Raw genomic sequence first — 12,796 nt, 5'->3', positions numbered from 1 at the left:
GCGCTTATCTTGTGGGAGGGATGGCATGAATCGTGGAGTATGGCTTCTGATGAGTAATATGCGTATGCGGAATAAGCTGCTGTTCTCCTACGTACTAATTGTCATGATTCCGGTGCTGGTGGTTGGCGGCTGCGTAACTTTTTATTTGCGAGAGCAGGCATTGAATAGTGCAATTGCCCAGACGGTAAACAATGTGGAAAAGATCAAAAGCCAGACGGCAAATTTACTACGTGTGCCAACGGATATTTCAAATGGGTTGATGTTCGATAAAAGGCTGAGGGAAATGGCAAACCGACGGTATCCGGGTATGGTAGAGCTGATGAATGCGTATCATCAATACAAGGATTTTAATGAGTACACTCAGCAATATAGAGAGGTTGCTACCATTCGGTTCTATTCGTACAATCCGACGCTTGTCAATAATCTGGAGTTTATTCCAGTGGACTCTAACATTGAGCGGCAGCAGTGGTTCCAGACGGCTTTGAAGGGGACGGCGATTAACTGGTTTTACATTCAGGATAAGGAGGATAACCCGGTTAATCGCTTAAGCCTGGTACGGCAAATTCCATTTCCCGAATACAATACCAAGGGAGTTCTGATGATATCGCTGAGCCAGACCGAGTTGAATCATATGCTGAGCAAGGAGCCTTTTGAAACATTGATTGCGGATCGTAACGGGATTGTGGTCGCAGCTACTCGTCCGCAGTCGGTGGGGCAGACGTTGGGCGATTTACATTTGGGCTTTGATGTCCAGCGTGCGGGTAAGGGGATATATGAAGCGAAAATCAACGGAATGCCCTCCAACATCATCGTGGATGAGCTGCTGCCCGCCTCCAGTGTGAGCGGATTTACGATTATTTCAGTGTTTTCAACGGAGCATATTGTACAGGGAGCCAATCGAATCAGCCTGATTGGTGCTTTATGTGTTCTTGCAGTGCTGGTTATGGCACTGATTCTGATCACCATCATTTCCTGGCTGATTACCAAACGCCTACAGCGGTTGAGCTATGAGCTGGGTAAGGTAGCCGCGGGCGATTTTCATGTGGTATCGAGTGTGGAGGGAAGGGACGAGATCGGGGATTTATCCCGCCGTTTCAACTATATGGTGAGTAGTATTCGCCAACTCATGGCGCAGGTCTATGAGACGAGTGAGCACAATAACAGGCTGGAATTGGCACAAAAGGATATCAAGTTAAAAATGATGGCCAGCCAAATTAATCCACACTTTCTGTTTAATGCATTAGAATCTATTCGAATGAAAGCACATCTGAATGGGGAAGCGGAAATTGCAACGACGGTGCGTTTGCTTGGCAGGCTGATGCGCCGGAATCTGGAGATTGGCAGTGGTAAAACGACGGTACTACAGGAGCTGGATATGGTGCGATCCTATTTGCAAATTCAGCAGTTCAGATTTGGAAATCGCTTGATCTATGAAGTGAATTTGGAAGAAGATGCGACGGACATGTCGATTCCTCCCTTAATCATACAACCGCTGGTGGAAAATGCGGTCATTCATGGACTGGAAAATAAGGAAGAGCCGGTTACCGTGAAGGTAAATATTGCAATAGAACAAAGAAAGTTGAAAATTAAAGTAGAAGATGACGGGATCGGCATGGAAGCTGGGCAACTGACCCGTCTGCTAGCTCGGATCAGGGGGACGGATGAGCCAGAAGGGAGCAGTATTGGCCTGCGTAATGTACATCAACGTCTGACATTGATGTATGGTGAACGTTATGGATTGCATATTGAAAGCGCATTACAAGTAGGAACAACCGTATACTTTTCCATACCAAGGGAGGAAGAGTCGAATGTATAAAGCGATGATTGTAGATGACGAGCCAGCGATTCGTGAAGGATTGTCCTCCATTATTGACTGGGGGGATTGTGGCTTCCGTATTGTCGATACGGCAGGGAATGGACGCGAGGCTCTGGATAAGTTCGGAGAGCATCGGCCGGAGCTAGTCATTGTAGATATTCGTATGCCCGGGATGAGTGGACTGGAGGTTATACGTAGTATACGTGAAAAGAACGGGGAGCCGTATCATTTTCTCATATTAAGCGGATATGCAGACTTTGATTATGCACGGCAAGCCATGGGCTTCGGAGTAGATGGCTATCTACTGAAGCCAGTTGATGAGGAAGAAATGACGACAGAGTTGAAGCGGGTACGGCAAAACATTGAGGATGAGAAAGAAGTCGGCAAATGGGGAAGTCCGCCTTCTCATGAGCGTAATTGGATCGAAGCTCTATTGTTTCCGGTTCATCGAGAGTATACTCGTAATGCTGTAGAAAGCAGCGATTCTCTGCACAGAGCATCCAAGCAGGCTGAACATCAAAGCGGTAACGGAAAATATGGACAACAGCCAGCGTTACCAGACTTGGACTGGAGTAGCTATCAGGTTATTCTGCTGGATTTACGTATACCTGACTGGGATCGGCAAGCCCGGCAGTCGGCAGCAAAGCAGCGACTAACAGAAATGTGCCATGAGCAAGGCAGAGGTATCGTGTTTGAGGCTGGAATATATATGGGTCTTTTGCTTCCCGCCACGTTAAAAACGGAGAGAGATGCTGTTCAGTTACTAGCTGCTTGGCGACAGGAGCTAAAGGCGTGGGCTACGGAAATTTATGTGGCTGCCGGTGATCCTGTAGCCAGTCTTAGCGACATTCCCAGATCTTTTGAGCAGGCACTACGATTGTTAGAGCGTACGTTTTTGTTCCGGGCAGAAAGAGTCATGCTTTCCGGAGACCTACACAAATTGGAGACAGTCGAGACTGAAATGAGTGGAACGTCTGATAGTGCCACAGATGATCCCCTACGTTATGCAGAAAAGCTGTACTATGCGCTAGATATGGCTAATAGTGAAGCTGCAACCCGTGTCATTAAGGAAATGGAAGGCCAATTTCCACGGATTTATCGTACAGAATCCGCAATCAAGGCGGCGTTCGCCCAAACATTCACACTGGCGTTGAACAAGTATGCAGCCGGACAGGATCACAGCCGAACCGTGCTGGAGGAGCACTCCAGCTTTATAACCGATGTATATGCTTATTCCACATTGGGCGAGCTGGTGGATCACTCGCTGGAGCATGTGTTGCAATGGATTGGACAGACTGATCCCGGTGGCAAGGACATCATCATGAAACAAATGATTGACTTTATTCATAGTCATTATGATGAAAATTTGCGATTGGAGTTACTGGCAGATATGTTTAATTACAATAGTGGCTATTTGGGCAAATTGTTCAAAAGTCATACTGGCGAGGCCTTTAATGCCTACCTGGATAAGGTGAGGATTGAGCGAGCAAGGGAGTTGCTTGCACAAGGAATTAAGGTACACCAGGTGGCGGAACGCGTAGGGTATGCGAACGCAGATTATTTTCATAGTAAATTTAAAAAGTATGCTGGAATGTCACCTTCCTCCTATCGAAATCGGGTTCAAAAGAACGGAGGAACAGATGGCTGTTGATAGAATCCTAGGTATAACGCTATGAAGTCTCTCTTGCAGATGTCGGAGGTACAACCTCCGAACGAAGAGAGGCTTTTTTTGCATGATGAAAAAAAGATAGATCAATAGGAAATGTCACATTTATTATGGGATTTAGGCTGTTTTCATCAAATCGCCATCGTTATGACACAGCTTTGACACGATGTTCACATTTTCGATTCTATTTCATTTAAATTTATTCTATATAATGGGGATAATCTGAAGCCGGATCATGACACCATGGTGAAGGTAGTTGAGTGAGTCATTTTCTAAAAGGTGACCGCTGCATATGTAAGAATGTGAATACTGTCACAAATGTAGAAGACTTCAGATTACAGACACTATAAATCAATGTTAAGAGAAGTACAGGGGGAGGAGCAACATCATGGACGTATTGGATTTGGCACGGTTGCAGTTTGCAACCACAACGATTCTTCACTTTGTTTATGTGCCGATCTCCATTGGATTGTCGTTATTGGTGGCAATTATGGAGACTATGTATGTTATTAAGAAAAATGACTTGTACAAGAAAATGGCTCAATTCTGGGGAACGTTTCTGCTGATTAACTTTGCACTGGGCGTAGTCACCGGGATTTTGCAAGAATTTCAGTTCGGGATGAACTGGTCGGACTTTTCCCGTTTTGTGGGTGATGTATTTGGTACGCCGCTGGCGATTGAAGCGCTGCTTGCATTTTTCCTGGAATCGACCTTTATCGGATTATGGGTATTCGGTTGGGAAAGATTGTCCAAAACGGTCCATTTAATCTGTATGTGGTTGGTATCTATCGGTACGATGTTATCGGCATTGTGGATTCTAGCTGCTAATTCATTCATGCAGCGTCCAGTAGGATATGAGATTCAAAATGGACGTGCAGAAATGAAAGATTTTGCTGCTCTGCTAACGAATGAACAACTGTTATGGGAATTCCCACATACATTGTTTGCTGCTTTTGCGACAGGAGCATTTCTGATCGCGGGTATCAGTGCATGGAAGCTGATGCACAAAAAGAATATGGACTTTTTTAAACCTTCTTTTAAATTGAGTATTATTGTTGCCTTAATCAGTGCCATTGCTATTCCTTTGTTTGGTCATGGACAGGCTCAATATTTGGTGAAAACACAACCGATGAAGATGGCTGCCAGTGAGGGATTATGGGAGAACAGTGGTGACCCCGCTCCTTGGACCGTTATCGCATGGATTGATCCTGGAAACAAGGGAAATACCTTTGAGATTAAAGTTCCTTTTGCTTTGAGTTTTCTATCCTATAGTAAATTTACCGGCTCTGTGCCTGGTATGAATGAGCTGCAAGCCCAATATGAAAAAACGTATGGTCCGGGCGATTATATCCCGCCAGTACGTACCACGTTTTGGAGCTTCCGCATTATGATTGCGGCTGGATGTGGCATGATTGCACTCGCCTTATACGGGGCTTACCTGACGTTCCGTAAAAAGCTGGAAGGTTCACATCGCTGGTTCTTCCGTCTGATGATATGGGGGATATCCCTTCCATTCATTGGGAATACTTCAGGTTGGATCATGACTGAAATAGGTCGCCAACCGTGGACGGTATTTGGTTTGCTTCAAACGAAAGATTCTGTTTCGCCTACCGTTGTGGCAGGAGAAGTGCTATTCTCGTTCATCTCATTTACTACATTGTATTTAATTTTAACAGGTGTGCTGGCGTTTCTGTTTTACCGTACGGCTCGTAAAGGTCCAGATATTGAGCCACATCAGCAAACGGTAATTCATGATCCTTTTGCTCAAGGGGGTGACACCATTGTCGCTAAATGATTTATGGTTCTTATTGATCGCTGTGCTGTTTACCGGCTTCTTTTTTCTGGAGGGCTTTGATTTTGGCGTAGGAATGGCCACAGGATTGGTGCCGCGTAACGACCAACAAAAACGTTTGATGATCAATACGATTGGTCCATTCTGGGATGCCAACGAAGTGTGGCTGATTACAGCAGCAGGTGCAATGTTTGCCGCTTTTCCGCATTTTTATGCGACTATGTTCAGCGGATATTATCTCGTATTTGTGTTTATTTTGCTAGGTTTGATCTTGCGTGGAGTTTCTTTTGAGTTCCGCGGAAAGGCTGAAGGAAAATGGTGGACAGGAACGTGGGATGCCTGCATTCTGATTGGCAGCTTTCTACCGCCGATGCTGTTCGGTATGGCTTTTGCGGCTTTGGTGAAAGGTGTACCTATTCAGCAAAACATGGATTTGAAAGCTGGATTTTCCGATGTATTCAATGGATATACCGTATGGATTGGACTGACAGTGGTCGGAATGTGCCTAATGCACGGACTGACGTTTATTTCTCTGCGGACGATTGGAGAAGTACGGGATCGTGCTCGCGTGATGGCATCCAAATTTCTTCCGGTATTGGGCATTTTACTTGCGGGCATGGTGGTATGGACTTATTTTGCAACGGATTTATTTGCGCGTCGCGGTCCCTTTATGTATGCTGCGGTAGCAGTCGGAATTGTCGCCTATGTGCTGACGTGGTACTTCCTGAAGCAGCGCCGTGAAGGATGGGCCTTCGGGATGACAGGTGCAGTGATTTTGCTGACCTTCGTTTCGTTATTCGTCGGTTTGTTCCCAAGATTTATGGTGAGCTCGATTAACAGTGCTTTTGATTTGACGATTTATAATGCAAGCTCCAGTCATTACACCCTGAAAGCCATGACGATTGTTGCAGCAACGCTTTTACCCTTTGTGCTGGCTTATCAGGCGTGGAGCTATTTTGTTTTCCATAAGCGTCTCAGTGAGAAGGATCATTTGGAATACTAATGGATAAGGCATGGTTTGAATTAAAGGGCATTCGGCCAGTGATGCTGCTACTGGCTGCCCTTTCCCTGCTCCAGGGGGCCGCGGTGATTGCACAAGCAGTCTTCTTGGCAAAGGCTGTTACGATTTTGTTTGAACAAAATCCGCTGGTGATGGCTTGGCCGTCGCTGGCGTTGTTTTTCGCTGCTTTTGCAACGAGGCATACGGCGATCTGGCTGCAACGCCGGACAGCAGGCCGTTTTGCTGAAGCTTCAGGCGCTTCCTTACGGGAGCGTCTGCTTGCACGTTTGTTCGAACGGGGGCCGGGTTTTGCAGCGCAGGAAGGTAGCGGCAAGTTGGTGACGCTGGCGCTGGACGGCATGGATCGTTTTCGCACGTATTTGGAACTGTCCATTCCTCGAATGATTGACATGATGGCTGTCACTATACTTGTACTTGTGTATGTTTTCACATTGGATGTCATTTCAGGTGTGATTTTGACGACTACGATGCCGATCCTGGTAGGCTTCTTTATTTTGCTCGGCTTGGCAGCGCGGAAGCAGGCAGACAAGCAGTGGCGTTCCTATCGTCTGTTATCTCATCATTTCACGGATTCGCTGCGTGGACTTCAGACACTAAGGTTTTTGGGTCGTAGCCAAGAGCATGGGGAAACGGTTGGGAAGGTCAGCGACCAATACCGCACGGCAACAATGCGCACGCTGCGGGTAGCGTTTCTTTCCTCATTTGCCCTCGATTTTTTTAGTATGCTATCGGTCGCTTTTGTTGCGGTAGGCTTGGGTTTGCGCCTGATTAGTGGCTCGGTGGGTTTGGAGGCAGCGCTTGCGGTGCTTATTCTGGCCCCAGAATATTTTATGCCCATACGCCAGTTGGGATCAGACTATCATGCTTCACTGGATGGTAAGGAGGCTTGGGGAGCAATCCGCTCCATTCTCAGTAAAGAAGATGACGCGACCGAGCCGAATAAACAGGCAGCTAACGATAAAGGATTGGACATCACGGGACAGGACATTCTTGAGCTGTCCGATGTGTGCCTCCTTAATGAAGACGGTTCGGCTCGGCTTGAACATGTGTCTGCCAATGTTGAACCGCACATGAACATGATCGGCATCGTTGGAGCTAGCGGTGCAGGTAAAACGACGCTGCTTAGCCTGCTTGGCGGTTTTGCTGATCCCACTTCGGGCGAACTGCTCCTGAATGGATGCAGATTGGCTGGGGATGCAAAAGCTGAATGGCAACGGCATATTGCGTATATTCCACAGCATTCATACCTGTTTAGCGCTTCTCTGGCAGATAATATTCGTTTTTATGAACCGGAGGCATCCAACCAGCAGGTGGAGTGGGCGGTTGACGCGGTTGGACTGCGTGAACTGGTAGACGGTCTTCCGGGTGGAATGAATGAGTCCATTGGTGAAGCGGGTAGGACGTTGAGCGGAGGACAGGCGCAGCGGATTGCATTGGCGCGGGCGTTGCTCAGTAACCGTCCGGTCATTTTATTGGATGAGCCTACGGCGCATCTGGATATTGAGACAGAGTGGGAGCTAAAACAGACGATTTTATCGGTTTTGAAACACAAAAGAGTGTTTCTTGCCACCCACCGGCTACATTGGATGCCAGATATGGACTGTGTCTGGATGATGAATCAAGGTCGTCTGGAAGAAGTAGGTTCCCATCAGCAATTGATTGCCCGTAAGGGGGCATATTACCGATTGCTGACGGGGATGTCGGAAGGAGGGAACGGACGATATGAGAGTAACGGATAATAGCAGACAAGGCTGGTTTGTGACGTATCTGAGACAATATTTTTGGGCCTTTCTGCTAGCTGCTCTTTTGGGCGCGCTGGCCATTGGATGTGCGGGCGCGTTGCTTTTTACGTCCGGTCATCTGATTACCCGTTCGGCCTTAAAACCGGAAAATATATTAATGGTGTACGTTCCAATTGTGCTTGTGCGAACATTTGGTTTTAGTAAAGCGGTTATTCAGTACCTGGAACGCTTGGTAGGACATGATGCCGCACTGCGTCTGGTGTCCCGTATGCGGGTACGCTTATATCGGGCAGTAGAACCGCAGGCGCTGATGATCCGCAGCAAATTCCGTACAGGGGATTTATTGGGGTTGCTGGCAGAGGATATTGAGCAGCTTCAAAACATCTATCTGAAGCTAGTTCTGCCTGCGCTATCGGCTTTGCTGATTTATGCAGCAGGCATCTCGGCGCTCGGACGGATGGACGGAACCTTTGCCTTGCTTATGGCGCTATATGGAGGATTTTTGCTTTTTATTGCCCCAGCTATCTCACTATGGACCTCACTCGCCAAACGGCGAATGTTCAAGCAGGAACGGAGTAAAGCCTATCAGGACCTGACGGATGCTCTGTTCGGCATGAGTGATCTGGTGCTGAGCGGACGGACTGGGCATTTCCTGAGTACCTTTACACAACGGCACAATAGGGCTGCCGTGATGGAAAATTCACTTCGCCGGGGCGAGTGGCGTTCTCATTGGATGGCACAATGCGTTGTAGGCGGTGGGATTGTGATTATGACTGTGTGGGCCGGAGGCCTAGTAGCACAGAATCGTATAGAAGCCACATGCCTGGCATCCTTTGCCCTTGTGGCTTTTCCGTTGCTGGATGCCTTCGTTCGCGCTGGAGAAGCAGTGGTGCATGCACCGGAGTATCAGGATTCCCTTCGACGGTTGAAGGATTCGGAGAAAGACACACCTACACCTGTGTCATCATCGCTTCCGGTTACTGTGGATGCAGGACACCCAGCAGCAGGCGGCACAGCTGACACTATAGATGAGCAGGCTGCCGCTCTGGGATTGGGCCACGGAGGAGACCTGCTGCTGAACAACGTAAGCTACCGCTATGCGGCAACGCAGGAATGGAGCGTGCGTGGTATCTCCTTGCACGTACCGCAGGGGGGCAAGGTTGCATTGCTTGGTCGCAGTGGTGCGGGCAAGTCCACGCTACTGAATCTGATTCAGGGAGCATTGCAGCCTGATGAAGGGAGCGTCACTGTCGCAGGGATTCCCGTATACACAGGTGGAGCATACTCCAATCTATTTGCGGTGCTGAACCAGCAGCCGTATTTATTCGATACAACGGTAGCGAACAATATTCGGCTGGGACGACCCGATGCTACGCTGGATGAGGTGCGTGCAGTGACGAAGCAGGTAGGGCTTGGAACTCTAATTGATTCTTTGCCGGAGGGCTACGATACCCGAATGCATGAGACGGGCCTTCGTTTTTCCGGTGGAGAAAAACAGCGAATTGCACTGGCGCGGATTTTGCTGCAAAATCACCCGATTGTTTTGCTGGATGAGCCGACAGTGGGGCTTGACCCGCTGACAGAGCATGAGCTCATGCAGACGATGTTTCGTGTGCTGAAGGGCAAAACATTGATCTGGATCACGCATCATCTCACAGGAATGGAGCATATGGACGAGGTGATCTTTATGGAGCAGGGCACCATTTCCATGCGCGGCAGTCATGAGCAGCTGTGGCAGGAGCAGTCTCGTTACCGTAATCTGTATGAGCTGGATCATCCGAGCCTGTGAAATGAGGTATTTAAAATTTTGATTAACTTTTATATACTGGTTAGAGTTGATGCGTCACATGCAGACATTCAACTGGAGAGGCTGATATGAATGAAAACACTAATCTCTAAGCATTGGCATTTGATGCTGATTGGTTTTGTAGCCCTGAGCATGGGCGGGTTTGTCTTGTTTTATTTTCAGGGGAGCGTGTCGTCGTTTCCGGTCATTCAACCTAAACAAGCTCAGGAAGAGCCAGACAAAACTAAATATGAGATTGTTACAGTGGGTGTAAAAGGGGACGGTTTCTATCCTAAAAATATTGAAGTGAAAGCCGGCGTTCCAACCAAAATCAATTTCAAGAAAATGACATCCTTCACTTGCATTGATGAAGTGCAGTCGTTGAAGATCGGAATGGACGTTTACCTGGATCACGAAAATAATTATTTTACCGTCCAGGACTTGAAACCAGGCGTATATGAGTACAATTGCGGTATGTACATGTACTACGGGACCATCACAGTAAAATAAATCAAAAAAGCTTTCTGGCACATTGATGCCAGAAAGCTTTTTTTCCTTCAATCAATCATTAGGTTAATTGCGACAGTGTGTATATACCATCCACCACCTGTGGTGCAGTATGCATTATCCTTTTTGCATTATGCTTTATCCTTTACCCTTTACCTCTGATCAGCTTACATTGCTGATCTTTTGTTTTTTACAAGACTTCTTTCAGGGAATTTACATTAGAACGGAACAGGCGGAATGTGCTGGACAAGCGAAGCGGTCGCCTTAAAGCTTTCTGCAGGAAAGCTCGCATCGCAAGCATAAACTGTCCCCGGCTTTCTACCTTTGTGTGCTTATTCAAGAAATCCGGGGACAACAGCGATGGGAAGCACCATCCGCATGCGTAGTGGCACGAATGTAATTTTTTTCATCCCATATATCTAATTTTGAACTGATTTTTCTCCTAATTCGTCGGGTATCCGCTTCCAAGCCAGCAAAGTATGATAATAGTATCTAGAGATGAGGAGGAGCTTGTTATGGGATCTTCAACTGAAACCGCTTCCAACAATAGTGCTTTGATTCCTGAATCCAATAGGGGAAGACCACGCAAGGCTCGCGGCCCGAAGCCTGACCGTGGTAAAAAAGGCTTGTGGGACAGTGTGAAGCAGCAAAAGTATCTTTATTTTATGTCCATTCCTTTCGTCATATGGGTGTTTGTTTTCAGCTATCTTCCGCTTTGGGGCTGGACGATGGCGTTTCAAAATTATAAGCCAGCCAAATCTTTTACGGACCAGAAATGGGTAGGGCTGGATAACTTTATTGAGCTATTTCAGGATGAACGATTTTATCTGGTATTACGCAATACGCTAGCGATGAGCCTGATGGGGATTGTATTTGGTTTTGTCGTACCGATCTTCTTTGCAATTCTGTTAAATGAGCTGCGTGGTATGCTGTTCAAACGGTTTGTGCAGACAATATCCTACCTCCCGCATTTTGTATCCTGGGTAGTTGTGGCCGGCTTGGTCACCAAGATGCTGTCCATTGACGGAGGCATTGTCAACGATGTATTGGTAGCGCTTCATATTGTGGATGAACCGATTCAGTTCATGGCAAAGGGGAGCTGGTTCTGGTACATTGTAACCGCTTCCGACATATGGAAAGAGACAGGTTGGAATACGATTATTTATTTAGCTGCAATCACCGGAATTGATCAAGAACAGTATGAAGCATCGCGCGTGGATGGAGCGAGTCGTTGGAGACAGATGTGGCATATTACACTGCCGGGTATCCGCTCGACGATTGCCATTCTGTTCATTATGGCGATTGGACATCTGGTGAGCAATGGTTTTGAAAAGCAGTTCTTGCTTGGCAATAGTCTTGTGACGGATTATTCCGAGGTGCTGGATCTGTACGCGCTCAATTACGGGATTAATTTGGGGCGCTTCTCTTACGGGACGGCAATTGGTATTTTCAACTCGCTGGTTAGCATTCTGCTGTTGTTTACGGCGAACGGTATATTCAAAAAACTGACCAAAGAAAGCATCATGTAGGGAGGGAGAAGCGAAATGACGAATAAGGCATTTAATGCTACCCGGTCTGAGAAGCTGTTTGACCTGTTCAACTATATCCTCATGGCTCTGATCGTGGTGTTGACGCTGTACCCGTTTCTGAACGTACTTGCGATTTCCCTGAACAATTCAACGGACACGGTTCGTGGTGGTATTTATATATGGCCCCGCCAATTTACGCTCGAAAATTACAAAACGATTTTCCAGTACGATGGCCTTCTTCAGGGACTGCAAATATCTATTCTTCGTACTTTGGTCGGGACGGTACTCGGATTGATCTGCGCATCTATGCTTGCTTTTACATTGAGTCGGGTCGAGTTTCGTGCTCGTAAGTTTATTTCTACGTTTTTGGCGTTGACGATGTATTTTTCCGGCGGGATGGTGCCCGTGTTTATTTTAATGCGGGATTTGCATCTTCTGGGCTCGTTTTGGGTGTACATTTTTCCAGGCTTAATCAGTGCATTTAACGTGTTTGTCATTCGTTCCTTTATGGATGGTTTGCCGTATGCGTTGCAGGAGTCTGCCAAACTCGATGGAGCGAATGATTTTACGATTTACTGGAGAATTATTTTGCCGCTGTGCAAACCAGTATTGGCAACGATTGCTCTTTTTCTGGCAGTAGGTCAGTGGAATGCTTGGTTTGATACGTATTTATACAACGGTGGGGCGTCGCAATGGACGACGTTACAGTATGAGCTGATGAAAATACTGCAAAGTACGCAGCAAGGCGGCTCCAGTATGACGAATAGCAATGACATGGCTAAACAAATGGCTCAAATTTCACCAGAGTCGATCAAAATGGCAATCACGATTACGGTTACGCTCCCCATCCTGATGGTGTATCCGTTCTTGCAAAAGTATTTTGTAGGCGGTATGACGCTGGGGGCAGTGAAATCATAAAAGCCAGGATTCTGGCAGT

Annotated in this window: 9 protein-coding genes; all 9 read left to right on the top strand. The window is 47.1% G+C overall.

The window, feature by feature from the left end; genetic code table 11:
- Nucleotides 1-25 precede the first annotated feature (25 nt).
- Nucleotides 26-1,816, top strand: a complete 1,791-nt coding sequence (locus MKY98_RS22065; protein WP_039273772.1) for a cache domain-containing sensor histidine kinase — start codon at nucleotides 26-28, stop codon at nucleotides 1,814-1,816.
- Nucleotides 1,809-3,467 carry a response regulator transcription factor gene (locus tag MKY98_RS22060; protein WP_069011654.1) on the top strand — a complete coding sequence of 553 codons (1,659 nt, stop codon included), beginning with the start codon at nucleotides 1,809-1,811 and terminating at the stop codon, nucleotides 3,465-3,467. The genes MKY98_RS22065 and MKY98_RS22060 overlap by 8 nt, the downstream gene beginning before the upstream one ends.
- 403 nt (nucleotides 3,468-3,870) lie before the next feature.
- Nucleotides 3,871-5,277: a cytochrome ubiquinol oxidase subunit I gene (locus MKY98_RS22055; RefSeq protein ID WP_069011655.1), complete on the top strand. Its 1,407-nt coding sequence runs from the start codon at nucleotides 3,871-3,873 to the stop codon at nucleotides 5,275-5,277.
- A complete protein-coding gene (gene cydB / locus MKY98_RS22050) occupies nucleotides 5,264-6,277 on the top strand; it encodes a cytochrome d ubiquinol oxidase subunit II (RefSeq protein ID WP_080710733.1) in 1,014 nt (337 codons plus the stop codon). Before MKY98_RS22055 ends, cydB begins: the two co-directional genes overlap by 14 nt.
- Entirely contained in the window at nucleotides 6,277-8,034 is a 1,758-nt protein-coding gene (gene cydD, locus MKY98_RS22045; protein ID WP_069011656.1) for a thiol reductant ABC exporter subunit CydD, read from the top strand. Before cydB ends, cydD begins: the two co-directional genes overlap by 1 nt.
- Nucleotides 8,018-9,826: a thiol reductant ABC exporter subunit CydC gene (cydC, locus tag MKY98_RS22040; protein WP_069011657.1), complete on the top strand. Its 1,809-nt coding sequence runs from the start codon at nucleotides 8,018-8,020 to the stop codon at nucleotides 9,824-9,826. Before cydD ends, cydC begins: the two co-directional genes overlap by 17 nt.
- Before the next feature lie 90 nt (nucleotides 9,827-9,916).
- Nucleotides 9,917-10,333: a cupredoxin domain-containing protein gene (locus MKY98_RS22035; protein WP_029519241.1), complete on the top strand. Its 417-nt coding sequence runs from the start codon at nucleotides 9,917-9,919 to the stop codon at nucleotides 10,331-10,333.
- Between the two features lie 512 nt (nucleotides 10,334-10,845).
- Nucleotides 10,846-11,859: an ABC transporter permease gene (locus MKY98_RS22030; RefSeq protein ID WP_029519240.1), complete on the top strand. Its 1,014-nt coding sequence runs from the start codon at nucleotides 10,846-10,848 to the stop codon at nucleotides 11,857-11,859.
- Between the two features lie 15 nt (nucleotides 11,860-11,874).
- Nucleotides 11,875-12,777, top strand: coding sequence for a carbohydrate ABC transporter permease (locus tag MKY98_RS22025; protein ID WP_029519239.1), 903 nt, complete (start codon nucleotides 11,875-11,877; stop codon nucleotides 12,775-12,777).
- Nucleotides 12,778-12,796 lie beyond the last annotated feature (19 nt).

Source organism: Paenibacillus sp. FSL M8-0228, from assembly GCF_038007385.1.
Taxonomy (GTDB): domain Bacteria; phylum Bacillota; class Bacilli; order Paenibacillales; family Paenibacillaceae; genus Paenibacillus; species Paenibacillus polymyxa_D.
This window is presented reverse-complemented; position numbering and strand designations above follow the sequence as displayed.

Coding starts and splice junctions, on each gene's coding strand:
- MKY98_RS22065 (WP_039273772.1), top strand. CDS start 26: ATGAATCGTGGAGTATGGCTTCTGATGAGTAATATGCGTATGCGGAAT.
- MKY98_RS22060 (WP_069011654.1), top strand. CDS start 1,809: ATGTATAAAGCGATGATTGTAGATGACGAGCCAGCGATTCGTGAAGGA.
- MKY98_RS22055 (WP_069011655.1), top strand. CDS start 3,871: ATGGACGTATTGGATTTGGCACGGTTGCAGTTTGCAACCACAACGATT.
- cydD (WP_069011656.1), top strand. CDS start 6,277: ATGGATAAGGCATGGTTTGAATTAAAGGGCATTCGGCCAGTGATGCTG.
- cydC (WP_069011657.1), top strand. CDS start 8,018: ATGAGAGTAACGGATAATAGCAGACAAGGCTGGTTTGTGACGTATCTG.
- MKY98_RS22035 (WP_029519241.1), top strand. CDS start 9,917: ATGAAAACACTAATCTCTAAGCATTGGCATTTGATGCTGATTGGTTTT.
- MKY98_RS22030 (WP_029519240.1), top strand. CDS start 10,846: ATGGGATCTTCAACTGAAACCGCTTCCAACAATAGTGCTTTGATTCCT.
- MKY98_RS22025 (WP_029519239.1), top strand. CDS start 11,875: ATGACGAATAAGGCATTTAATGCTACCCGGTCTGAGAAGCTGTTTGAC.